Raw genomic sequence first — 24250 nt, 5'->3', positions numbered from 1 at the left:
CCATGAATACCCTCGCCTATTGGTTGCCCATCATCTGGGCAACCCTCGCGGCTCTGGCCATCTTCATCTATGTCTGTCTCGACGGGTTCGATCTCGGCATCGGCATCCTGTTCCTCGGCGAGCATCGCAAGGAACATCGCGATGTCATGGTCAACACTATCGCCCCGGTCTGGGACGGTAACGAAACCTGGATGATCTTCGGAGGCGCCACGCTTTATGGCGTGTTCCCCGTCGCCTATGGCACGATCCTCCCCGCGCTTTACCTGCCGATCCTGTTCATGCTGCTCGCGCTCATCCTGCGTGGCGTGGCGTTTGAATTCCGTGTGAAGGCAAGCGGCATTTTCGGCATGGGGTTCTGGGATCGCTCCTTCTGCTTCGGCTCACTTGTTGCCTCTGTCATGCAGGGCATCATCCTGGGTGAGCTCATCATGGGCGTGAAGGTCGAGAACAACACCTTCGTCGGCAGTGCATGGGACTGGGTCGCCCCCTTCCCGCTCTTCTGCGGCTTTGCCGTAGCGGTTGGCTACACCCTGCTTGGCGCGACCTGGCTAGTCTGGCGCACGGAAACCGATCTGAAGGCTGTCATGCAGCGCCTCTCCGCGCCGCTGGGCCTCGGCATGCTGGTGCTAATTGCCATCGTGTCGGTCTGGACGCCCTATCTGCACGCCAACTACATGCATCGCTGGACCGATTTCCCCGAAATCGTCTGGGTTGCGCCCGTGCCGGTTGCCGTAATCGTGCTCGCTGCGCTGTTCTTCATGTCGCTGCGCAAGCAGGCAACGCGCCTCACGCCGTTCCTCTGCGCGCTGGGCTGGTTCTTTCTGTGCTTCTCGGGTCTGGGCATCAATGTCTGGCCCTATATCGTGCCGCCCACGGTCACGATCTGGTCGGCTTCCTCGCCGCCGGAAAGCCAGCTCTTCCTGCTGGTCGGCGCATCGATCCTGCTGCCAATCATCCTGGCCTACACGATCTATTCCTACTGGGTGTTCCGCGGCACCGTGACCGCCGATCACCATTACCACTGACCCCGGGCTTTGCCTGACCCGGTATCGCCCTCATGCGATCAACCCAGTTCTGAACGGGAATGGATCTCATGAGGGCCCTGCCCCCCGGGCTTTTCATCGCCCGGGCTCAAATGTTCTAAACATCGGTCAGGCTATTTCTGGTCAGCCTGCCACTTCGCCAGAGGAGTTATGACAATGCCTGCTTCTCCAGCCCCTTCCTCCTCCTTCCTTGCCCGTCTCGGCTGGTTTGTCGGGCTCTGGGCAGGCGGGGTCGTGACACTGGCGATTGTCGCAACCCTGCTCAGGATCATCATCTTTCATCAATGGTAAGATGAGGCCGCACGTCGACGGCCCTCATCCCGGCATTATGGGCGGCCTCTAGCCCTTCCTCCGTGTCCTCGAAAACGAGACAGCGCGAGGGGGTAACACCGAGCTTGCTGGCGGCCAGCAGATAGAGATCAGGGGCCGGTTTGGGATGGGTCACATCCTCCACCGTCACCACACAATCGAACAGTTCCAGCAAATCGAGCGTACGCAATGTCGCGGTCACGATCGATTTGAGCCCGGCCGAGGCCACGGCCATCGGAACGTGGCCGAAATGTGTGCGGGCGATCTCAGCTGTGAAACTGTGCTCACGCAGCACATCAAGGTGGGCTTCGTAGAGCACACGGCAACGGGCAAGCAGAGCCGCCCGGTCGAGGATCACATCAAACGCTTTCTCATAAGCGTCGAACAGCTTGCTGCTCGAAAGCCCTGTGCGGGCGTAGTACCACTCTGACGTGAGAACCTGCCCCTGCTCCGCCAGCGCTTCCTTAAACGTCAGGAAGTGGACGGGGAGCGTGTCCGCGATTGTCCCATCGCAATCGAAGATGATGGCGTCAAAATCGTAATTGTTCAGATTGAAAGTCGTCACCTGATCTGCCTTTCGCCAGCGTACCAGCGGTCTGTTGTCTGACTCGACCTCCCCATAAGGAAGCCGTCTCTCAGAAGCGGTCCTTCGCCTGGCGCAGCCTGCCCAGTTCACTGCTGTCAGGGGCACGCAGGAACGGATTGGTCTCACGCTCAAGCCCAAGCCGCACCGGCAGGCTGGGGCGTCCCTCAGCACGAAGCGCCTCGACTTCAGTAGCACGCTGCCGCAGCGCCTCGTTTGTCGGGTCGACACTCAGTGCGAAGGCAGCATTGCTCTGCGTGTATTCATGACCGCAATACACCAACGTGTCATCCGGCAAAGGGTCGAAGCGATGAAGGCTGGTGAACATCTCTTCCGCCGTCCCCTCCAGAAGGCGGCCGCACCCGAGGCTGAACAACGTGTCACCGCAGAACAGCGCTGGGACAGAGCGGAAGTAGAAGGAGATATGCCCGCGCGCATGACCGGGGGTGGCAATGACCTCCCCCAGATCATGACCCACGGCAATACGGTCCTCATCATGAAGCAGCAGGTCAAGCGGTGGCAAACGGGCCTGATCCGCCTCCGCGCCGGCGATACGGGCACCGTATTTCTGGCGCAAGGCCTCGGCGCCTCCAATATGATCGGTGTGATGATGAGTGAGAAGGATGAGGTCGAGACGACCGTCACCAATCACTTCCGCGACCGGATCGGACTCGCCGGGGTCGATGACGGCAACGATTCCTGTCTGCGGGTCGGCCAGAAGCCAGGCATAATTATCACGTGCGAAAGGTACGGCTTTGATTTGTAGGCTCATAGTGCAGCTTTCCTGTTCCTGCAGTGTGTTCCGGCGTTAGCTGAAAGAGATATTACGCCTTGCCGGTCGAGAACGCATCACCAGCCCCTCTGGCCCAATAGTGAGGTTCGGTCTAGCGTATCCCCATGCCCAAGCGCCCACCCCAGTTCGTCCCTCCCGATGCTGCCGGTTTTTATGCCAGCCGGCGCGGCGATCAGGTCAATGCTCTGCTCATGGCGCAACTGGCCGGCCTGCTGCCCGACCCGACCGGGTTACGCGTTCTCGGTCTTGGCTACGCGCAGCCTCTCCTGTCCCAATGGCGTGGGCTCGCACGGGCACGCTGGGTGGCGTCGGCCCAGCTGGATACGCCGCTCACCCGGCGCGCGCCGCTGGACAATCATGGCGGCTTTGCCGTGCCTTCATGCCTTGTGGCGCCGGATGCCCTGCCCTTCGATGATCTGGGTATCGATCTGGTAGTGATGGTGCATGGGCTCGAACTGGCCAATCCCCATCCCCTGCTGCGCATGGTCTGGAAGGTCCTCGCCGATCATGGCCGGCTGATTCTTGTTGTTCCGAACCGGACAGGTCTTGCCGCCAAGGACGATACGTCGCCTTTCGGTCATGGCAGCCCGTTTTCGGCCAGCCAGCTCGATCGCGCCCTGCAACGCGCCCTGTTTCGCACCGAAAGCACGGCCACCGCGCTCAGCGCGCCTCTGGCGCTGCTGAAGCTGGGTGAGCAGGCGGCTCTCATGGCCGATCGGGCGACGGGGTTGCTGGGCCGCAGGCTGGGGGGCGTGCATCTGGTGAACGCGTGCAAGGATCTCTACTCCGGCATGCCGGTTGAGGCTGAACGCGCCAAGCTCGCTTTTGGCAGGCGCGTCACCACATTGGCGAGCTCTGCCAGCAGCTGTGACAGCCTGAGTGAAAAACCGGGCAGCTAGGGCCGAAAACAGGCAAAGCTTGACCCAAAACCAAGGTGTCGTAAGACTGCGCCCATGTCCCTGATTCAATCGATCAAATCCGTTCTGGCACCGCCTCACCGCGCTGCCTTCCCCTTTCTCGCACTGACGGGAGGGTTGACCCTGCTCGGCCGCGCAACGCCCTGGCGCGCCACGCGCCTGATTGGCAATGTGGCTCTGGGCGGGTTCGGATTCTGCCTTTACTTCTTCCGCGATCCCAAGCGTTTTCCGCCGGCGCGCACCGATCTGGCCCTGGCCCCGGCCGATGGCCGCGTCGTATCGGTCGAACTCGCGACGCCACCCGCAGCGCTGGGCATGGGCAGTGAGCCTGTGTGGCGCGTGGCAACCTTCCTTTCAGTGCTGAACGTGCATATCAACCGTATGCCTGCAGCCGGCACGGTCACGAAGATTGCCTATCACGCCGGGCAGTTCCTCAATGCCAGCCTCGACAAAGCCTCTGACCTCAATGAACGCAACGAGGTTCGCCTGACGCTCGAGGACGGTCGTCACATGGCCATCGTGCAGATCGCGGGGCTGATTGCGCGTCGTATCGTCTGCTATGTGGATGAGGGCAGCGCTGTGGAACCGGGCGATCGTTTCGGCCTGATCCGCTTTGGCTCGCGCACCGACCTCTATCTGCCGCCGGGCGTGACGCCGCTTGTCAGCACCGGACAAACCATGGTCGGTGGCGAAACCGTCATCGCCCATCTCTGAGCCTGTAAGCCCCGTGTCAGACACGCTCCCCGGTCCTGATGAAACGACAGGTCACGCCCAGGCCAACACGGCGCAAGAGACTGCCTCTGCAGACGGGCAGGCCGGCCTGCCTCCCCGACGCAGGAAGCGTCGGCTGAGGCGTATCCGGCCGCGCCGCGTGCGCGTGCGCGGCCCGTCTTTCAACAGGCTCATCCCGAACCTGCTGACCATGCTGGGTCTGTGCGCCGGGCTGAGCGGGATGCGGTACGGGCTGGAGCAGCAATTTGCCTATGCGGCCGCAGCACTCGTGATTGCGGCCTGTATCGATGGGCTCGACGGACGTATCGCCCGTCTGCTGCATGGCACATCGCGCTTCGGGGCCGAGTTCGACTCGCTCTCCGATTTCGTCTGCTTTGGCGTGGCGCCGCCTTTCCTGCTTTATCTCTGGACATTGCAGGCCAATGGCGGGCGCTACGCTTTTGTGCCCTGCATTCTGTTCACTGTGTGCATGGCGCTGCGTCTTGCGCGCTTCAATGCCAGCCTCGATGACGAGGAGAAGCCGGAATATTCCTACAGCTTCTTCACGGGGGTACCGGCCCCTGCCGGCGCAGGTGTCGTGCTGTTTCCCATCTTTCTCGGGCTGGAAGCCGACAGAATGCACTGGCCAGTTCTTGAATCCCTTGCCCGCTCCCCCCTGCTGGCAGCCGGTTTCCTGATCCTGACCGCAGCCCTGCTGGTTTCGACACTGCCGGTCTGGTCGTTTAAGAACTTCAAGATCCCGTCGCCCTTCGTGCTGCCGCTCATGCTCGGCACGTTGCTCTATGCGGCAATCCTTCTGGCCGATCCCTGGCTTGCTCTGGCAGCGGCTGGCATCATCTATCTGCTGATGCTCCCGTTCAGCCGCCGCAGCTTCCATCGCCTCAAGGAACAGGCCGAGGCCATGTCGGAAGACGTGCCCTAGGCCTGTATTCCCTGATCGGGTTTTCCTTTAGGTCGGTTTTTCCTGTGGGGCGGTTTTCCCGGGCCAGCCTCGCCGTGGTATCCCCCACCCTCAGGCCTGCCTTCCCCTCCCTGCCTCCGCGCTTTCGCAGGCAGATGACGAAGGGGCAAGCGACGGAATTTTCGCCCATCACACCGGCCGGGATTGTTTCAATTCCTCCCAGACACCGCATCTTGCCTGTCTGTAAGGCGGGTAAGACCTTGCAGACCGAGGTGCGCGGCATCCCCGGCCGTGGGCATCGAATGCTAGGCACCACTAGCGCCGGTGGCACCCGCTCTCAGAACGCCAGATCGACCTGTCCGCCAAACTGGCGCGCTTCATTGAAGTAACCCTGCAAGCCCGTCGTTACGCCCAAGGTCTTGAAGTAAACGTGTTGCTCGGCAAACAGATTGCGTGCCCAGAGCGAGAATGTGGCCTTTGCGCCGGTATGACCCAGCCGCACATTGGACACAGCGACACGCCCGTTGACGATCAGCCCACTGTCCCCCTTGGGCTGATAGACGTTCTTGGGGTTTCCGATCCCCGCGTAAACAGGGTCGGTCGTGCCGGCATAATATCCGCTGTCGATATTGCCATCGAGATGGCCAAGCAGGGTAAAACCCTGAAACGGACGCACGTAATCTGCCTGGAAGCTGCCGGAATGGGCCGGAGTATAGCTCTGGTAGATTGGCACGAGCATGGTGCTGACCACGCCCACCGAGTTGGGATAGGGATTGGCGGTGGGAGGAATGTGAACGTAGTTATAGGCGTAGGACAGGCCAAGCGTCAGGTAGCGTATGGGTGACACGCTCAGCTCGGCTTCGACGCCGCTCAGGTCACCACGACCGGGTGCATTGATGGATGAGGTGGTTGTACGCGTCGTCAGCTGATTGCCAATCTGGTAAGGCCTGCTGAAATCGACCTGTATATCCTTGTAGTCGCCCCAATATCCCGCAACGTTGAAACGTACACGCTGATCGAGAAACTCGGTCTTGGTGCCGACCTCGAACATCGAGACCGATTCAGGCCCGAAAGCCTCGTAATTCTGCGCCCGTGAATTGGCTCCGCCTGCTTTATAACCCGTGCTCCACTTGCCGTAGAGCAATACATGACGGGCAAGATCACCGCTGATTTCAAGCAGGGGGTCCACGCGCGACCAGCCTGCATCGAAATCGATCGGGCCAGACACACCCGCCGTATTGACCGGTGCCTTGTTGTTGACCGTTGTCAGCGTGCCCTGCTTGCCATCGTGAGACCAGCGCAGCCCCGCCGTCAGATGCAGCGCGTCATGCAGCACAGGTGGGGTATAGACCGCATTGCCGTAAACGCCCCAGCTCTTTGACGTGACATGGCTGGCACGATCGATGGGCTGCAGACTCCAGTCATCATAGGCCGGGCCGGTCAACAGCCTGTATTCACTGCCAGCAGCATTAGTGAACTGGTTTGTATAGAAGGCCTGCGCGTTATCGGCGGCATGCTCGCGGTAATAGATGAAGCCACCCTGATATTTCAGGCGCTTCGTATGGCCGAAAGCCTGTATCTCCTGACTGATCTGGTTCTGCCAGAATCCTGCCAGCGAGTTACGTGCAAAGCTCATGCCGGTGAAATTGCCTGTGGTGTTGGAAAGGCTCCCGGAGGCCATCCCGTTGTCGAACTGGCTCTGGCTCAGTTCGCGATACGCCGTGATGGATCTGAAAGAAAGATATTGCGGTATCGCCTTGTAATCGAGCGTCATGCGATGCCCGCTGTTCTTGCCGATACTTGGCTCTTCGGGAACGCCGACAAACGCTCTTTTGGCGCGGGTCGTCTGCAACGTCGCAAGCTGCGCGAGCTTGTTCGTTCCTCCCTTGAGTAACTGCATCCACAACGTGGTCGTGCTGTCATAGGAATTGTCATAGGCATAGTCAGCGGTGAAGTTATCGACCGGGTGATACATCGCCTCCACATGCACGCCGTGCTTGTCGTACTGGTTGAACCCACCAGTGTCCGGCATCGGGTTATCGACAAGTGGTCCGCGATGGGCGGTCACAGCGTCAATCTTGATCGCCAGATCATGGAAAGCTGGTAGATCGAGATGCAACTCGCCCTTGTTGCTGTTGTAATTGCCAAACCCGCCAACCAGACGCATGCCGAATTTGCCTGTGGGGCGACGCGTCACGATGCTCAGGGCGCCAGCCTCGGTATTCCGGCCAAACAGCGTTCCCTGCGGCCCCTTGAGCACCTCCATGCTCTCGACATCGAAAAGTGCCGTGCCAAGTGCCTGCGGTCTGGAGACATACACACCGTCGATATAGACTCCCACACCCTGGTCACGTGCGGGCTGGTTGCTGTCACCCAGCACGCCGACACCGCGGATATTGACCACCAGGGCTGAATTGCGGCCTGAAAACTGGGCAATACGCAAGGAAGGTACCGAGCCGTCACCGAGATCAACCAGTGAGACGACGTGACGGTTGGCGAGTTGCCGGGCACTGAGGACCGACACGGATGCCGGGTCCTTCTGGTAGTTTTTGCTGTGGGCCTGCCCTGTCACGCTGATGCTCTCCGGCGTAACGTGATGGGCAACATGACGGGCGGACGATGCTCGAGCCGACGCCGGCGCTGCGGCGACTTCGCTGGCCGCAGCCTCGCCTGCATGCCAGGCAGGCTTTCCTGCGCCGCCTATTTTGTGCCGCGTTGTTCCCGGTTTACCTGCAGGCGCTGCCCTGGCTGTAGTCGGGGTATTCTGATGGGCATCATCCGAAAGAGGCGTTGCGTAAGCGGCCCCCGAGCAGCAAAGGAAAGTGAACACCAGGCACAGTCTCTGACCTCTCAACACAAAACTCTCTCCTGCGCCGGATGCGCCGCATCTGGTCGTCCGGCTCTTCTGCAATCGACCCTGTTTCCGGCAAGTGCGCCCATCTGGCACTTCGGACTGGCTTCAATTAGATCGAAACAGAAATAGTTTTGTGTCGAATCAAGTATAGATCGTGAAGTAATTATTGCATTGACTTATTATTGAAACATTTAATCAATAATAAAGTCATATTGTTTGCTTAAACACAGGAAATGCCAAACAACCGCAGCGCCAAAGCGCGGGCCCATCATCGCGCGACACGGTGGCCCCATACGTGCCCACCGAACGCCCACTGGTCTCACTCAACCTCACTAGTGGATATGAAATCGGCGCGCGGTCAGGATACGACCAGCGCTTGATGCGCGCTTTCGGAGGCCTCCTCTGCCCCCTGAAGCGTCAGAGGTCCGAGGGAAGAGGTACGGAAAGTAACAGCCTCGAAAACAGGCGTTCATCCGCGCATGGGGTAAAGAAAGAGGACTGTGTGGGAAGGCCCATGGCCTCTTCACGCGGCGGCTTCGGCTTCCTGTTCGATGTCGTGAAGCCGTCTGTAATCCACGCGGTAATTGCCCGACGCGTCCTGCACGACCATATCCACGAAACGCATCCCCTTGATCATCTTTGCATGATCGTAACCGTGCTGGAGCAACACGGCCTGCCCGGTTGCTTCATCCGTGCCACGTACGGTGACCAGAATTTCCGCATAGGTCGCGTCAAGCTGCTCGACGCTCAGAATAGCAAGAGGGCTAGCGCTATCGATGGGGTGCACCAGGGTTTCGGTGAACCGCAATTCGGGCACCTGCGATTGCAGAAGGGCAAGCCGTGTGAAGATACGGGTGGGGTATCCCCCCTCACCAATCACGAATTGGGAGAGTGAAAGTTCCGCCTCCATCGCCAGCACCGCGCTCTTGCGCGAATTGGCGAGCCTGATGCACAGGGCGGCAGGTGAAGCGCGCTGGCTGATTACCCCGATATGACTGAAAAGAATTTGCGCCCGTGGGCGCGAGAAGCGGGCAAAGACCACGCCAGTGGAAAGGGCATTGATCATCATGCCCAGAAGCGCCTCAACGGATACAAGCGCATTGGCCATGTGCCCGGTTGGGGCCATGACTCCATAGCCAACTGTTGAGAAGGTCTGCACGCTGAAGAAGAACAGGGAGAACAGGTCGAGATCGGCAGCATTGTTGATATGGGCGTTGCATAGCCGATACAGCAGCGCAAAACCCAGGTTGATTGCGACATAGGCAATCGTGGACCACCCCAGAAACCGTGGCCATGAGGTGGTCAGGGCGTGATGATAGAGATCCGTCCAGAAATTGCTGCCAATGCCGACCCGTATGACCGACGCACGCTGACGCCCCGTGCCGATCTCATCGCCTTCCCGCCCGGTTCCTTCGTCAGCACCCAGCAAGGGCAGCCCGGACTGCACCCTGAAAAACTGCCGCCAGCGGGACCTGTCGCGCTTCATCGCCCTTGCGCGTGGGTAAGCCTTCGCACCTTACCCTATAGCCGCTTCCTGCAGGCGACGCAGAACCAGGTCACGCCCCATCAGAGGCAGAAGGGCATGCAGTTCGGGCCCGGCCTCCTCGCCCGTCAGGGCAAGACGCAGCGGATGGAAGAGAGCCTTGCCCTTACGGCCAGAGACGTCTTTCAGCGTTGCGATCCACTGCTTCCACGTTTCGCCGTCCCACGGGGCGTCAGGCAGGGTCTGCTGCGCCTGCTCCAGGAACCCGGCCTCGTCGCGCAGGGAGGGCGGCGCGATGTCGCCCTGTACCACTTCCCACCAGAAACCGATCTCGCCGGTCAGATCGACATTGCCACGTATGGCATTCCAGAAAGCCTCACTCGCCCCTTCAGGCAGGCGGGTGCGGACATCCTCGAAGGACATGGTATGCAGCAGGCGGCGGTTGAGCCCCAGCAGATGCTGCATGTCGAAACGCGCTGCCGAACGCGAAATGTGCGACAGATCGAAACTCGCGATGGATTCTTCCAGTGTCATGGGCACCGGGTCGTCCGAACTGCCGATTCTGGACAGGTAGGACACAACCGATTGCGGTTCCATGCCGTCATGACGCAGCGCACGCAGCGACAACGCATCGAAGCGCTTGGACAGCTTGCCTCCACCTTCATCCAGCAATAGGGGCAGATGGGCGAAAGTGAAACGCGCCCCCTTGCCACCCAGCGCCTCGATAATATCGAGTTGCACGCCAGTGTTGGTAATATGGTCCTCACCACGGATGATATGGGTAACATCCAGCTCCATGTCGTCCACGACCGAGGCCAGAGTATAGAGCACCGTTCCATCAGCCCGCACGAGAACAGGGTCGGAAATGGCCGTCAGCTTGACCGACAGATCACCCATCACCAGATCGCGCCAGCTCTTGTGACCGTCTGAGAGGCGAAAGCGCCAGTAAGGCGTCTTGCCATTGGCTTCGGCGCGCTCACGCTGCTCAGGCGTCATGCGCAGCATCGCACGGTCATAGATGGGAGGCTTGCGCGCCTTGAGCCGCAATTCGCGCTTGGCGGCCAGTTCCTGCTCACTCTCGAAACAGGGATAGAGTCGCCCCGAAGCCTTGAGTGCCTCGATCGCCTTGGCATAGCGGTCGAGCCGCTCCGACTGATGGGCCATCTCGTCCCAGTCGAGACCGAGCCATTCGAGATCCGTCTTGATCCCCTGCTCGTATTCCGCCTTGGAGCGCTCCAGATCCGTATCGTCGATGCGCAGCAGGAATTGTGCGCCATGCTTGCGGGCATACAGGGCGTTGGCGATGGCAAGGCGAGCATTGCCAACATGGAGATAGCCGGTCGGGCTGGGGGCGAAGCGCAGTTTCATGCTGCTTCTATGCCAAGGGCGCGGGCAATTTTCCATAGCCCGCGCACGGTATCGCCATCAGAAATATGCGTGAGTCCAAAAAGCGGTGCGTTCAGAAAACCCGGGAGAACCCCGCCCGCTGCAATTCGGCGAGTGCACCAAGTGCGCTCGGGGTCACGATGGCACGCGGATCGAGATGGTTCGTCAGCGTCGCCACAAGCTGTTCCTGTCCCGGATTACCGGCCACGGCACCCAAAGCGAGCAGACGCCCGGCATGGGCCCACACAGCATTATGGCAGGCAAGGAACACAACGCCACGGGCCTGCAAGGCCGGGATACTGCGTCCAGCCGCCCCGTAAACGCCTTGCTCATCCTGATGATGGCGCGAATACCCTGTGGTGACCTGCCTGAGCGGCAGTACCGACTGGCCCGACGAGGTCAGACGTGACAGGCCATAACGCGACCAGGCCTCGTCATCGTAAAGGGCCAGCTGCGCCTCACTCCATAACGCCATGACAAGCAGGGCTTCGGGGTGACCGAAGGAGAAAATCTCGCTGTTCAGCAGGTTCTGCGCCTCGACGGGCCAGTTGCCCGAAAGCGACGTCCCGGTGCCGATCATGCGCTCGTCGCTGCGATAGGCCCGAAGGGCTTCGAAAGCGACATCGTCCCACAGATCGGGATGATCCAGCAGACGCGGCAGCGTCGTGAACTGACGCCGGCGCGGCACGGCCTGAAGCTGACGGCTCAGCGCAGGCAGGCTGGTCTGGGGCGTTGGCGGCTGAGGAACGACCGCTGAACTCGTCTCCCGTGCCACTGCGGCGCGTGAAAGAGTCGCAAGCACAGGGCCAGCCGACAGGCCGGCCAGAATCTGACGTCGGTTCATCGGCATCAGAGCTCGACCTCCTCATCATCCTCCACAAGACGACGGGGATCGAGGGTGCGCCAGTCACGCTCCATGGGCGTGGCAGGGTTGGCAGCGAAATCCTCAAGTTCCGATGCAGACTTCCAGCCATCATCTCCGGCCTCGACGACAATGGCGTCCTCACCGAACGAGAACCAGGCTTCGAGCACTTCACGCCCTGCGGCCCCGCCAACGCGGCAGCGCTCGACGCTGTCGCGCACATAGGCACGTGCGTAGGCATTGGCGTGGGCGAGGTCCTGAAAGTCTTTCACTTCCTCCACGATGCCTTCTTCCGCACCGCCCGAATTATCGAGAATACGGACGAACCAGCCGCGATCGGGTTCTGCTTCAGAGCTGCTCATGCTTCGCTCTCCTTCTCTCTGGACCGGATTCTCTGCAGGAGGAACTCGCGTCCGACTTTCACCCGCTTTTCACCGTCATAAGCCACGATATCGGCCGTGGCGTAAGTTTCGTTCCATTTGACCGGAATAAACGAGCCTGTCCCGACCACATCGAGCGGGGCATGGGAATCACGCATGGTCATGCATTTCTGCAGGCCAAATCCCGACGAAACGATGATCCGCACCTCGGGGAAACCAGCGGCATTGAGCTGCTCGCGCATCCACCAGATGGCGGCGGCCGACACGCCCGTGCCGACCAGATCCTTCAGCTCGTTATCGGAACGGTAGCGCCGTATCGTGCCAGGCGTATGACGCTCCAGCACGGCATAGGACGATTGGGGGTCGAGCCCTTCAATGAAGCGCCCGCCATGCGTATCGAGACGCACGCTGATTCGCCCCTGCGCCGCCAGCTCGGGGAAGCGACGGCACACTGCGAGCGCATCGGTGATTTCCTGCCCGAAATAATCGACCAGCACCACGAGAGGGTCGTCAGGATAGACCTCGCGATACATCTCTGCGGCACGCAGCGTCGAGCCCGCATAACCGATCAGGGCATGAGGCATGGTGCCCAGCCCATGATCCTGGCCGAAGAAAGCCGCCGTAACATCATTGGCGCAACCGACGAAGCCCTTCGCGCCCTCGCGTCGGGCAGCGCGTGAGCCGATCGAGGCGGCATAGCCCATCATTTCCTGCATCTCGAATCCGGCGCAGTGACGGGCTTCCATGGCCATGAACGCTGCATCCGGCAGGGCCAGCGCCATCTGATAGGCATTATGGGCCGCGACGCAGGCTGAGCCGAGCTTTTGCAGCAAAAGGGTTTCGAGGGGGGCCATGCGGGTAAAGGGCCCGGTCAGGTAGAGCAGCGGCTCGCCTGCGCCAACCCAGCTTCCCTCAGGGTAGATCGTCTCGATCTCGACCGAAAAACCCTGCTCACGCGCGACATTCTCGAGCCACGCGACCATCAGCCCATGCGCCGCAATGACGGGCCGGCGAATGAACAGCGCGTAGGTGACCTGACACTCGCCAAAATGCGAGACGATCTTCTGCGTCCGGTTGAAATAGGCGTCTGTCCGCCCGGCAATCTCGCCGGGTGTCAGAGCGAGTTTCGGGCTTAACGCTGCATCAAGTGCAGCGCGTCCCTCATCGGCCTTGGGGGGCGTCATTCCCGCAGCGCCCCGTGATCGCGGAAGTGACCCGTCAGTTCCTCGGCCAGCAGGAACGCCATCTCAAGCGACTGCTCGGCATTGAGGCGCGGATCACAGAACGTCTCGTAACGCCCAGCAAGGTCGGCTTCCGTCAGACGATGGGCACCGCCGACACACTCGGTGACGTCCTGCCCGGTCATCTCGATATGGATGCCACCAGGGCGCAGCCCAGCCTGTTGGAATACCGAGAAGAAGCCCTTCACCTCACCCAGAATCGAGTCGAAGGAGCGGGTCTTGATCTTGTCTGCCGTGGCGATGGTATTGCCATGCATCGGGTCGCACAGCCATGTCACGGTGCGGCCGGAGCCACGCACCTTGTCAAGCAGCGGCGGCAGGAAATCACCCACCTTGCTGGCGCCCATGCGGGAAATGAGCGTGATGCGACCGGCCTCGTCCTTCGGGTTGAGGATATCGAGCAGCTTCTCGAGATCTTCCAGCGTGGTGGTGGGGCCGACCTTGATGCCAATCGGATTGCCCACACCGCGCAGGAACTCCACATGCGCCCCATCGGGCTGGCGTGTCCGATCGCCAATCCACAGGAAATGGGCCGAGCAATCGTACCAGTTCTCGCTCAGGCTATCGATGCGCGTCAGGGCCTGCTCATAAGGCAGTAAAAGCGCCTCATGCGAGGTGTAGAACTCGGTCTCGTTGATCTGCGGCGCGCTCTGGTTGAAGCCACATGCCCCCATAAAGGACAGGGTCTCATCAATGCGCTGGGCAAGGTCCTGATAGCGTTCAGCCAGTGGCGAGCGCTTGACGAAGCCGAGATTCCAGCGATGCACCTGATGCAGATTGGCGTAACCACCCGATGCAAAGGCACGCAGCAGGTTCATCACGCCAACAGACTGGAAATATCCTGTTTCCATACGCGCCGGATCGGGGATTCGCGCCGCCTCGGTGAATTCCGGGCCGTTGATGATGTCGCCGCGGTAACAGGGCAAGGTCACGCCGTTCTGCGTCTCGGTATCGGATGAACGCGGCTTGGCATATTGCCCGGCCATACGCCCGATCTTGATCACCGGCACCTTGGCACCGAAGGTCAGCACGACGGCCATCTGCAGGAGCACACGAAACGTATCGCGCACGATATCAGCGGTGAACTCATTGAAGCTCTCGGCACATGCCCCACCCTGAAGCACAAAGGCCTCGCCACGCGCTGCCTTGGCAAGCTGGCTCTTCAGGCGCCGCGTCTCGCCCGCAAACACCAGGGGCGGATATCGCCGCAGACGGGCTTCGACAGAGTCGAGCGCGGCTGCATCCAGATAATGCGGAGCCTGACGAATGGGGTGCGACCGCCAGCTCGACGGCGTCCAGCCGGCGTGCACAGCGGATTCGCGGTTCGGGTGCATGAGAGTATTTTCCTTGAGCCGAAAAAAAGGGTTCTCACTATGAAACGGAATGGCCGATCCGGCTAGGGGCTAGCACGCCCGCACCCGGCGAAACGTCAAATTCCAGCGCCGGTCTCCCGTCAATTCATGGTGGCCCGGCTTTAGCGGGGTAATCCCGTGATAGAACAGACGCGACGGGCCACCCCACACCACGACATCTCCGCTCAGGAGCGAAAGCTTGCGTGTCGGGGCCGTGCGCTCCAGCCCACCGAAGAGAAATTGTGCGGCCACACCGAGCGAGACCGATACGATCGGGCTTTCCAGCGCCGTCTCGTCGCGGTCCTGATGAAGCCCCATGCGTGCACCGGGCGCATAACAGTTGATCAGACAAGTCTGGGGCACAAAACCAGGATAGCCGGCCTGCTCTGCCATGGTCCGGGCCAGTACGAGCCAGTTATCCGGTATCCGCGGCCAGGCCGCACCACTCAGGGGGTCTCGGGACTCGTAACGATATCCAGCCTTGTCGGACTGCCAGCCCAGCGCGCCACAATTTGTCATCTCGACCGAGAAACGCCGACCACCCGGCGTCTCAAGGCGGCGCAGGGGTGCTTGCGCCATGATTTCGTGCAGCTGTTGCATCAGCCTGGCCTGCATGGCCCGCGCGGCGCCCGGCAGGAACAGCGCGCCGGGTGCCAGAAGCACGGGCTGTCTGGCTGCTGAGAAGAGATCGTCCATCATAATAGGCTCTTGCCGCCTCTGGTCTCACGAACTACTTGAAAACAGTATCTGCGCCAGAGATCGGGCCAAATTCCGAAATGGCAACCACCACTCCTGTGCGTCGACCGCAGCGGGACGAAACTGCAAGGGAAAGCTTTCATGGCAAAGCTCCGTCGCGGCGCCTTTCTGGCCGCCACTCTGTTTGTTCTGCCTGCCGGAACCGCCTTTGCGCAGTTTACCGGACAAAACGCCCCCAACGAGGCCCATGCACCGCAGAACAACAGCAATGACACCGGTGTGGAATATCATGGCAAGGGCGAACACCTGACTGCCAAGGGGCGCCACTCCCTGCCCCCCGGCTATCAGGAAACACCGAGCACCGAATTCAAGCACGGCCCGGACCCCGACCACGCCGATAACGTGCAGCGTGACGCTGTCACAGGTGCCGATCTGAGCAAGTTCGGCTCGGCCTATTCCAATTCCAGCCCGGTCCAGAGCGGCCAGCTTGGCGATGCCACCGGCAATGGCTGGGTCGCGCCGCGCTGATACGTCTCCTCCCGGCTGCGGCAACTCAGGCAGTCGGATGACATTTCCGCGGAAGGCCGCCTGAGCCTTCTGCGACCGAGGCGGGGCCGAACGCCCTGCCTGAATACTCTTCCCAGTCCAAGGCCTCACCGTCGCGTGACGCTTGCTGGCGGCTCCGGAACTTCAGACCGGACGCCCTGTTCTTTCCTCCATGCCAATCGCCTGGACATGGCCCCGTTGCGGGAGCCGCGCCGACAGGCCCAATGCAGAGGACAGGGACCATGCCTTCATTGAAACTACGCGACGGCAACAGCCTCCACTTCAAGGATATGGGCAAAGGCCGGCCCGTATTGCTGGTGCATGGCTGGCCTCTGACAGGCGATATGTGGGAATATCAGACCCTTGCCCTGCTGGAGGCCGGATACAGGGTTATCACCTATGACCGTCGAGGCTTTGGCCAGTCCAGCCATCCTTTCGGCGGCTATGATTATGACACGCTTACCGGTGACCTTGCCGAACTGATCGATCATCTCGATCTGCGCGATCTCACGCTCGTCGGATTCTCGATGGGTGGTGGCGAAGTGGCGCGTTACCTGAGCAGCTATGGCCCCTCGCGCCTGGCTGGCGTTGCGCTCATTTCTTCGGTCGTGCCCTACCTGCTGCAGGACCAGAGCAACCCGGATGGGGTGCCGGTCGATGTCTTTGCTGATTTCAAGGTCCAGATCCGGCGGGACCGTTTCCATTTTCTGGCAGAGTTCCTCAAGGGCTTCTACGGGGTCAGCATGATCCGCAAGCCGGTCAGTCAGGCGCTTATCGACTGGAGCTTCACGCTCGGCATCATGGCGAGCCCCAATGCCACGCTCGACTGCATCGATTCATTCAGCCGAACCGATTTCCGCCCTGATTTCGCAGCCTTTACGGTGCCGACGCTGGTGGTTCACGGCACTGGCGACAAGACAGTGCCCTACGAACTGACGGGCAAACGCGTGAGCGAAGCACTCCCCCATGCGCGCTATGTTGAATATGACAGCGCCCCTCATGGCCTGTTTGCCACTGATGCCGATGCGCTCAACCGCGACCTTCTGGCCTTTCTGACCAGCACCGGCATCTGACATCACTCCCCTCTCCGGTTTCCCCGGAGAGGGCTTGAGGCGTCATCCCTTGCGGGCGACCTGACGCGTCGGGCTGCGCATGGTCACGAACTCTTCCGCCGTGGTGGGGTGGATACCGATCGTGCGGTCGAAATCGATCTTCTTCAGCCCGGCTGTGATGGCAATCGCAATGCCCTGCATCATTTCCGCAGAGGCGTCGCCCATCATATGCGCGCCGACCACCTTCTGGCTCTCACGCTCGACCACCAGCTTCATGAAGGCCTTGCGTTCGCGGCCGATCAGTGTCTGACGCAGCGGACGGAAAGACGCTGTAAATACCTCGATATCCGCCTTTTCTGCTGCCTCCTCCTCGGTCAGGCCGACACTTGCGAGTGGCTCAGAGAAGAAGACCGCCTTGGGGGTGGTCTCGAACGACCAGCTTCTGGCGTGGCCAGTATAGAGCGCCTCTGCCAGAATATGCCCCTCGGCGATGGCGACAGGTGTCAGATTGATCCGGTCCGTGACATCGCCAATGGCGTAGATGTTCTCCAGATTCGTGGCGGATTGGTCGTCCACGGCAATGGCGCCATCCTTGACCGCCACCCCGACACCGTCCAGACCCAGCCCGTCGATATTAGGCTTGCGTCCAGTGGCGAAAAACACGCAATCGGTCTCGATCGTCTCGCCATTGCCGAGGCTGACGCGATAATGCCCCTCGCCCAGCTTCTCGATCCGTTCGGGGCTCTGGCCTGCATGAACAGCGATGCCATGATGAGGCAACGCCTCATGCAGCTTCTCGCGCAATTCGCGGTCGAAGCCGCGCAGGGGCAGATCCTGCCTGAATACCAGATCGACTTTCGAGCCAAGCCCCGCGAAAATGCCAGCGAACTCGATACCGATATACCCGCCCCCGATAATGCAGATCCGCTCCGGGCGGTCCTTGAGGTGAAAGGCCTCATCAGAAATGATGGCGTGCTCGGCACCCTCGATCGGCGGACGTGTGGGTCGGCCACCTGTGGCGATCACGATGCGCTTTGCCGTCACCCGTCGCGGCTCGGCCTGCTCGTCCAGAGGACCGGGCCCGATCTCGATCGTGTTGGGGTCGATCAGTCTGGCGCGTCCGACAAACAACTCGACCCCGGCCTTGCCCAGCATCGACTTGTAGATGCCATCGAGCCTCTCGATTTCCTTGTCCTTGGCCGCGATGAACCGTGACCAGTCGTGGGCACCCAGCTGCACGTCCCAGCCATAAGCCCGCGCATCCTCAGCGGCTTCGGCCCCTTCTGACGCATACACCATGAGCTTCTTGGGCACACAGCCCAGATTCACACAGGTCCCGCCCCAGTGGCGGCTTTCGGCAACCGCCACCTTCGCGCCGTTCTGGGCCGCGATACGGGCAAAGCGTACCCCGCCCGAGCCTGCACCAATCACGAAAACATCGAAATCCGGCATCAAGCCTCTCCCCAAAATCAAACGCGGCCGGAAAATCTCCCGGCCGCGCATGGTATGTTCAGTATTCTGTTCTGCGCCCCTTCAGAACGGGGCCGGAGGGCTTAGCGTTCCGCAAAAGCCTTCTCGACGACATAGGAGCCCTGATTGCTCATATTGCCTTCGTCAAAGCCCATGGACAGCAGCAGCTTTTCCGTATCGGCCAGCATTTCCGGCGAGCCGCAGATCATCACGCGGTCATGCTCGGGATCGAGCCTGGGCAGACCCAGATCCTCGAAGATCTTGCCGTTTTCGATCAGCGTGGTGATGCGATCTGTCACAGCGAAGTCTTCACGGGTAACGGCCGGATAATATTTCAGCTGCTTGGACACATACTCGCCAAGGAATTCGTGGTTCGGCAGGTCATGGCGTATATGGTTCATGTAGGCCAGTTCGCCCGAAACACGAACGGTATGGCTCAGCACGACATTCTCGTAACGCTCGTAGCATTCCGGGTCCTCGATCAGGCTCATGAACGGGGCAAGACCCGTACCCGTCGAGAGGAAATAAAGGTTACGGCCCGGACGCAGATTATCGAGTAGCAAGGTGCCCACCGGCTTGCGACCGACAAGCACGGTGTCACCCACCTTCACATGGCGCAAACGCGAGGTCAGCGGGCCATCTTCCACCGCAATGGACAGGAATTCCAGCTCTTCCTCGTAATTGGCCGAAGCGATGGAGTAGGCGCGCAGCAGCGGCTTACCCTCGACCTCGATGCCGATCATCGTGAACTGGCCATTCTCGAAGCGCAGACCCGGATCGCGCGTGCAGGTGAAGGTGAAGAGACGGTCGGTCCAGTGATGGACGCTCAGCACTTCACATGCCTGGAGATGCCCGTATTCCTTGCTGGGGGGCGCCAGACGATACTGGCCCGGATGCCCCTCAACGGGCAGGAGCCCGGACACGGGCTCGGCAATGGTAGGCATAGGCAGGGAGACAGGCGCGTTCATCAGGCACTCTTTCGCATGCTTGCAGGGGGCGGGCGGTCTGACACCGCCCAAAGTGGCGAAATTTCTAGATCATCCTTCCGCCGTTTGGAAACCCCACAGCCGCGCCTGTTCTAAATTATTACGACGATTTCGGATGCGTCCTTGCAATAAACTGCGAAACGTTATCGTGCATTTCCTTCAACGCGGGCAGATGGGCATAGACCATATGACCCGACGCATATTGCTTGATCTCGATATTTTTCGCGAGCGCGCGCGGGATCGGCAGATGGCGCATTTCATACACACCCTCGAAATAGGGCGTGCCAAGATCGTAATAACCCTGATTGAGCATGACCTGCAGTGAGGGGTTGGTTTTCATCGCCATCGCCAGATCCGGCAGCACATTGGGCTCGCCACGGGCCGGACCGCGCTGGTCGGGCTGCTTGTGGGTGAAGCTCCACTTGCCGATACTATGGGCGCTCACACGATATTCCATATACCCATCGCCAAAGGACGGATCGGCACCGTAATGCAGCGTCTTGCGCGCATAATCGTTGAACGCCGCCACATAGGCCGATTCCATGGCCGCCGATTGCGGATCATAGGCCGGGCGCTGGGCCAGCGGGTCGAGGCTCGGGCCCGAGAACCGGCTATCGAGGCGACCCGTATCCTGCCCCTCATCACCCAGCAGCGTCTTGGCAAACTCGCCGCCATTCACGCGCAGATCGGCCTTGATCAGATAATCGACCGGCAGGCCCGTATAGCGATGCAGCTTTTCGGCCGTGGCCTTGAGCTTCTCATCGCTGATGCCGGTGCCATCCTGCAGGGCGGAGGTGTAGTCGGTCAGCGCAAAATGCTCGACCTCGGCCAGAAATGCCTTCAGATCGACAGGCTGGTCGGGTAGCTTGTGATGATACCAGGCTGTCGCGGCAAAGCTCGGCAGGCCCAGCACATAAGGCTGGTCATTGCTCGGATTACCCTGCGCACGATCGATGGAATTGCCGTAATTCAGAATCTGGGAAAGCAGGATCACACCATTGAGGTCGATCCCTTTCTCATTGGCCAAGGCGTTTGCGATGATGGCGGAACGCGTCGTGCCATAGCTTTCGCCAAACAGGTATTTGGGTGAGTTGTAACGCCCGTGACGCGCCAGAAACTGCGCGATGAAATCGGTGAACGCGGCAGCATCGGGGTCAGTGCCGTAAAAGGCCTTGTCACGATCCTTGCCGATCACGCGGCCAAAACCCGTGCCCGGTGCATCGATAAAGACGAGATCTGTCGAATCCAGAAGTGAGTCGTCGTTATCCACGAGCTTGTAAGGCGCAGCAGGGGTGTGGACATCGTCCGATGTCACAACACGCTTGGGGCCGAGCGCCCCCATATGCAGCCAGACCGTCGCAGAACCCGGCCCACCATTATAGACAAACGTGATGGGGCGGTTTTCCGCATGCGCGCCTTTCTTGAAATAGGCGACGTAGAAAATGGAGGCGACAGCCTGCGGGGCCTTCGGATCGGGATTGGCATCGTCCCAGCCCTCGGGATGAACGATGAGCGTGCCCGACTCTGCCTGATAGGGAACAGCCTGCCCGCGAATGGTTACGCTGCCATCGCTCAGAACATGCTGTGGCTTCATCAGAAAGGCAGGACCATGCACCTCGCCGGGGCCACCATCGGGGCCGGGGGGCGGGGGTGGCGGGCCCATATGCGGCGGCGGCATGTCCGGCGCTGCGAGGGCCGTGCCGCCCATCAAAGCCGTCAGAGCGAAAAGAGCAGAAATCTTCGGAGCTTGCTTGAACCGCACCGGGTTCTCCTTGTGTCACGTCTCAAAAAAATACGCCGCGGCGTATCGTTCCGGTTGCGTATAGGAAAGCGAAACGCCCATGGCCGCAAGTCTCCCGTTGCAGCAAACCGTGTCATAACGCACAAACGGATTCATGGACTCAGCACTCTCCCCCGCCGATCACGCGCTCTCTGTTGCGATCGAGGAAACCGGCCTCTCGCCCTCCCCCAAGGAAGAGCCGCGCCTGCTCAAACTGATCGCACGAAGCCTCGTGCCGGGGACGAACACCATCCTCGCCTCTGAATATGAGCGCCTGATATGCGATGTGCGCCGCAAGGACTGGGCAGCACAGCTGATGAACCTCACCCGCCGCGCGGGTGAACTCTGGATCAGCAAGGCTGACATGCTCGATGCGGTGAGTCGCGTACACGACCCCCGGGCCACGCCAGAGCTGCTCCGTGCCACGCTGGCAGACACGCTGGCCGCACGTTTTCGCGATATGGGGCATACGCCGCGCGACGTGCTTGAAGCGGTGCAGGCCGATCTGACCGATGCGGGCACCTTCCTCTCGGGCGGACAGATCGATCGGCTGGCGCAGATCATCGCCTCGGCTTTCGGGGTGGAGGATACCGGCTTCGAGGCCGAACTGATCGCGAGCGAAAAGGCGCGACGCGAAGAGGAAGAGCGGATCGAGGCGCGTGCCGAGGCCCGGCGCAAGCGGGAAAACGAGCGCCTCAAGGCATGGGAAGAAAGCCTCGTCGGGTTCGATCAGGTGCCCGCTATCCTGCATTGCACCCCGCGTGAGGCGCTGCGCTGGATTGCCGAAAACCGCCTTCCCGTCACACGCCGTACCCCGCAGCCCGACGGCACCGAAAAATTCGAGTTCGATCCCGAAATCCTCAAGCGCCTGCGTTCGCAGCTGGCGGAATGGCGCGGAGGCCAGAAAGGCACGCCAGCGCTTGCCGGACGCAAGGTCGGCAATGCTGTCATCGCCCGTGTGGCCGCGCTCGATCGCTATGTCGCGCATTTTCGCACGGCACGCTCGCTCAAGCGCCGTATCACGCTGGTGACCGGCCCGACCAATTCAGGCAAATCCTACACCGCGCTCAATGCGCTGGCCAATGCCGAGAGCGGCCTCGCCCTCGCCCCCCTGCGCCTTCTGGCCCATGAGTTTCGCGAGTCCCTGTTGTCCCGCGGGGTTCCGGCCTCGCTCGCCACGGGTGAGGAACGCATCGATTTCCCCGGCGCCCGCCATCTGGCCGCGACGGTCGAGATGTGCCCCTTTCACAACCCGGTCGATGTCGCGCTGATCGATGAAGCGCAAATGCTGATGGACCCCGATCGCGGCGCGGCCTGGACGGCTGCCATCATGGGTGTACCGGCGCGTCATCTGTATATTCTGGGCGCCCCCGATTGCATCCCCCTCATCAGGCGTATTGCCGAGCTTTGCGATGACCCGCTGGATGAAATCAGCCTTGAGCGCAAATCGCCACTCCGCGCCGCCAGCGCACCCTTGCGCCTGCGCGATCTGGAGGCGGGCGATGCGCTTATTGCCTTCTCACGACGCGAGGTGCTGGATCTGCGCGCCGAGCTTCTGACGCTCGGCAAGCGTGTGGCCGTAGTCTATGGCGCGCTCAGCCCTGAGGTGCGCCGTGCCGAAGCCGCGCGATTCAATAATGGCGAGGCCGAAATCCTTGTCGCAACCGATGCCATTGGCATGGGGCTCAACCTGTCCATCAAGCGCGTGGTGTTCAGTGCGCTGCGCAAATATGACGGCAAGCAGACGCGAGACCTCACCGCGCAGGAAATCAAGCAGATTGGCGGTCGCGCCGGGCGCTACGGCCATCATGAAAACGGCGTCGTCGCCGTGCTGGGTGAAGCTGGCACACCGGCCCATATCCGCAAGATGCTGGCCGCACCGCCCGAGCCCATCACGGAACTGCGCCCCCTCGTGCAGCCGGATGCCGATATCGTGCGCGCGGTGGCTGAGGAAATCGAGACCGACAGCCTTTACGGTGTGCTGGTGCGCATCAAGCGCGCCGTGTTGCGCGCCGACGACCCGAATTACCGTCTGGCCGATATGGATCAGGCCTTCGAGATTGCCTCAGCCCTGGAAGGTGTGGAGGGGCTGTCCCTCACCCAGCGCTGGGTCTACGCCATGTGCCCCATCGATGAGCGCGATAATGGCATTTCGCGGCTGGTCGGCTGGGCCAGCGATCATGCAGCGGGTCGGCGGGTGCCGCCGCCCGGCACTGGGCGTCTGGTCCAGCCCTCACAGGCCGGGCGCGAGGAACTCGAACGCGCCGAGAAACGGCACAAGCGCCTTGTGGCGTGGCGCTGGCTCTCGCTGCGCTTTGCCGATGCTTACACCGACAAGCAGGCCGCCGAGGACAACACGACGGCCCTGAATGACTGGATCGAGGCGGTGCTTCGCCAGCAAAGCCGCGAGCGCGAACACCAGAAACGCGCCATGCCCGGCAGGCGCGGCGGCGGGAAAGGATTTGGTGACCGGTCCGGCGGAGGCTATTCCGGCCCCGGCCGCCCCCCGTCATCCAGAGGCGATGCGCGGCGTGACGGCGCCGGGCGCGATGGCGGCAGGAGCGAATCGGGTGAGCGCTCCCCCGGTGGGTCGCCCTCCGGCAAGCGTTTCAAGGGAGCGGGCGGCCCACGCAAGGGCGGCAAGGGTGGCCACGGCCGCGGCTGACACGCCGCAATCGCTTTTTATCCCGCGTCGTCTCGCTGCGCTTCGGCAGGGTGGCAGAACATACCCAGAATAGGAGCATGGGAGTGTGGCTGCGCAAGATCGCGCGTGCGCGTCCCCTCCCTGTCGCTGGCGCCTGCATCGCTGCCGAGCTGGCGTCAGCACCATGCGAAACGGTTGGGCGGGCGCTGTAATGGGCCGGATTTGACGAGTCGCCCAGCC

Annotated in this window: 21 protein-coding genes; 8 read left to right on the top strand and 13 right to left on the bottom strand. The window is 61.2% G+C overall.

The genetic code is table 11. The features are described from left to right. Positions 1 to 2 precede the first annotated feature (2 nt). Complete coding sequence (gene cydB / locus Asbog_RS04375; RefSeq protein WP_062164214.1) at positions 3 to 1025, top strand: cytochrome d ubiquinol oxidase subunit II; 1023 nt, start codon at positions 3 to 5, stop codon at positions 1023 to 1025. Positions 1026 to 1199: 174 nt separating this feature from the next. Next, positions 1200 to 1334 (top strand): DUF2474 family protein, encoded by a 135-nt coding sequence (locus tag Asbog_RS14175; protein WP_122039115.1) that lies wholly within the window; start codon positions 1200 to 1202, stop codon positions 1332 to 1334. Here the strand turns inward: Asbog_RS14175 and Asbog_RS04370 are convergent. Both Asbog_RS04370 and gloB read right to left on the bottom strand, forming a co-directional pair. Continuing rightward, positions 1315 to 1917 (bottom strand): HAD family hydrolase, encoded by a 603-nt coding sequence (locus Asbog_RS04370; RefSeq protein WP_062164213.1) that lies wholly within the window; start codon positions 1915 to 1917, stop codon positions 1315 to 1317. The genes Asbog_RS14175 and Asbog_RS04370 overlap by 20 nt on opposite strands. Before the next feature lie 70 nt (positions 1918 to 1987). Further along, positions 1988 to 2707 carry a hydroxyacylglutathione hydrolase gene (gene gloB, locus Asbog_RS04365; RefSeq protein WP_062164212.1) on the bottom strand — a complete coding sequence of 240 codons (720 nt, stop codon included), beginning with the start codon at positions 2705 to 2707 and terminating at the stop codon, positions 1988 to 1990. A 125-nt stretch (positions 2708 to 2832) separates the two neighbouring features. Here gloB and Asbog_RS04360 point away from each other — a divergent pair, with 125 nt between their 5' ends. The 3 genes from Asbog_RS04360 to Asbog_RS04350 all read left to right on the top strand — a co-directional run bounded on the left by Asbog_RS04360 (position 2833) and on the right by Asbog_RS04350 (position 5299). After that, complete coding sequence (locus Asbog_RS04360) at positions 2833 to 3627, top strand: class I SAM-dependent methyltransferase (protein WP_062164211.1); 795 nt, start codon at positions 2833 to 2835, stop codon at positions 3625 to 3627. Positions 3628 to 3681: 54 nt separating this feature from the next. Continuing rightward, positions 3682 to 4359: a phosphatidylserine decarboxylase gene (locus Asbog_RS04355; protein ID WP_062164210.1), complete on the top strand. Its 678-nt coding sequence runs from the start codon at positions 3682 to 3684 to the stop codon at positions 4357 to 4359. A 106-nt stretch (positions 4360 to 4465) separates the two neighbouring features. Beyond that, positions 4466 to 5299 carry a CDP-alcohol phosphatidyltransferase family protein gene (locus Asbog_RS04350; RefSeq protein ID WP_035444177.1) on the top strand — a complete coding sequence of 278 codons (834 nt, stop codon included), beginning with the start codon at positions 4466 to 4468 and terminating at the stop codon, positions 5297 to 5299. A gap of 316 nt (positions 5300 to 5615) precedes the next feature. On the opposite strand, the gene Asbog_RS04345 is transcribed toward Asbog_RS04350, so the two are convergent. The 8 genes from Asbog_RS04345 to alkB form a co-directional block, all read right to left on the bottom strand. Further along, entirely contained in the window at positions 5616 to 8108 is a 2493-nt protein-coding gene (locus Asbog_RS04345; protein WP_197669053.1) for a TonB-dependent receptor, read from the bottom strand. 547 nt (positions 8109 to 8655) lie between these two features. Beyond that, a complete protein-coding gene (locus Asbog_RS04340) occupies positions 8656 to 9618 on the bottom strand; it encodes an ion channel (RefSeq protein WP_062164208.1) in 963 nt (320 codons plus the stop codon). A gap of 30 nt (positions 9619 to 9648) precedes the next feature. Beyond that, positions 9649 to 10983 (bottom strand): glutamate--tRNA ligase, encoded by a 1335-nt coding sequence (gene gltX / locus Asbog_RS04335; RefSeq protein WP_062164207.1) that lies wholly within the window; start codon positions 10981 to 10983, stop codon positions 9649 to 9651. A 91-nt stretch (positions 10984 to 11074) separates the two neighbouring features. Then, the gene (locus Asbog_RS04330; RefSeq protein WP_062164206.1) at positions 11075 to 11851 is read right to left on the bottom strand and encodes a hypothetical protein; all 777 of its coding nucleotides are present in this window, start codon (positions 11849 to 11851) and stop codon (positions 11075 to 11077) included. After that, complete coding sequence (locus tag Asbog_RS04325) at positions 11851 to 12225, bottom strand: hypothetical protein (RefSeq protein ID WP_062164205.1); 375 nt, start codon at positions 12223 to 12225, stop codon at positions 11851 to 11853. Before Asbog_RS04325 ends, Asbog_RS04330 begins: the two co-directional genes overlap by 1 nt. Beyond that, positions 12222 to 13427 carry a beta/alpha barrel domain-containing protein gene (locus Asbog_RS04320; RefSeq protein WP_023978143.1) on the bottom strand — a complete coding sequence of 402 codons (1206 nt, stop codon included), beginning with the start codon at positions 13425 to 13427 and terminating at the stop codon, positions 12222 to 12224. Before Asbog_RS04320 ends, Asbog_RS04325 begins: the two co-directional genes overlap by 4 nt. After that, positions 13424 to 14818 carry a class II 3-deoxy-7-phosphoheptulonate synthase gene (locus tag Asbog_RS04315; RefSeq protein ID WP_023978144.1) on the bottom strand — a complete coding sequence of 465 codons (1395 nt, stop codon included), beginning with the start codon at positions 14816 to 14818 and terminating at the stop codon, positions 13424 to 13426. Before Asbog_RS04315 ends, Asbog_RS04320 begins: the two co-directional genes overlap by 4 nt. 69 nt (positions 14819 to 14887) lie before the next feature. Continuing rightward, a complete protein-coding gene (gene alkB, locus Asbog_RS04310; RefSeq protein WP_371861668.1) occupies positions 14888 to 15535 on the bottom strand; it encodes a DNA oxidative demethylase AlkB in 648 nt (215 codons plus the stop codon). 138 nt (positions 15536 to 15673) lie between these two features. On the opposite strand from alkB, the gene Asbog_RS14660 reads away from it, so the two are divergent. Together Asbog_RS14660 and Asbog_RS04300 are read left to right on the top strand one after the other, a co-directional pair. Further along, positions 15674 to 16060, top strand: coding sequence for a hypothetical protein (locus Asbog_RS14660; protein WP_023978146.1), 387 nt, complete (start codon positions 15674 to 15676; stop codon positions 16058 to 16060). 260 nt (positions 16061 to 16320) lie between these two features. Next, a complete protein-coding gene (locus Asbog_RS04300) occupies positions 16321 to 17151 on the top strand; it encodes an alpha/beta fold hydrolase (RefSeq protein WP_062164204.1) in 831 nt (276 codons plus the stop codon). Between the two features lie 42 nt (positions 17152 to 17193). On the opposite strand, the gene gorA is transcribed toward Asbog_RS04300, so the two are convergent. The 3 genes from gorA to Asbog_RS04285 all read right to left on the bottom strand — a co-directional run bounded on the left by gorA (position 17194) and on the right by Asbog_RS04285 (position 21264). After that, a complete protein-coding gene (gorA, locus tag Asbog_RS04295; protein ID WP_062165703.1) occupies positions 17194 to 18582 on the bottom strand; it encodes a glutathione-disulfide reductase in 1389 nt (462 codons plus the stop codon). Positions 18583 to 18683: 101 nt separating this feature from the next. After that, the gene (locus tag Asbog_RS04290; protein WP_062164203.1) at positions 18684 to 19568 is read right to left on the bottom strand and encodes a ferredoxin--NADP reductase; all 885 of its coding nucleotides are present in this window, start codon (positions 19566 to 19568) and stop codon (positions 18684 to 18686) included. Positions 19569 to 19686: 118 nt separating this feature from the next. Next, positions 19687 to 21264, bottom strand: a complete 1578-nt coding sequence (locus Asbog_RS04285; protein ID WP_406567153.1) for a S10 family peptidase — start codon at positions 21262 to 21264, stop codon at positions 19687 to 19689. Positions 21265 to 21481: 217 nt separating this feature from the next. Between Asbog_RS04285 and Asbog_RS04280 the strand changes: the two genes are divergently transcribed. Beyond that, the gene (locus Asbog_RS04280; RefSeq protein ID WP_062164202.1) at positions 21482 to 24031 is read left to right on the top strand and encodes a helicase-related protein; all 2550 of its coding nucleotides are present in this window, start codon (positions 21482 to 21484) and stop codon (positions 24029 to 24031) included. The last annotated feature ends 219 nt before the right edge of the window (positions 24032 to 24250 follow it).

The organism is Asaia bogorensis NBRC 16594 (genome assembly GCF_001547995.1).
Taxonomy (GTDB): domain Bacteria; phylum Pseudomonadota; class Alphaproteobacteria; order Acetobacterales; family Acetobacteraceae; genus Asaia; species Asaia bogorensis.
Note: the sequence above shows the minus strand (reverse complement) of the source record. Positions and strands in the feature narration are given on the sequence as shown.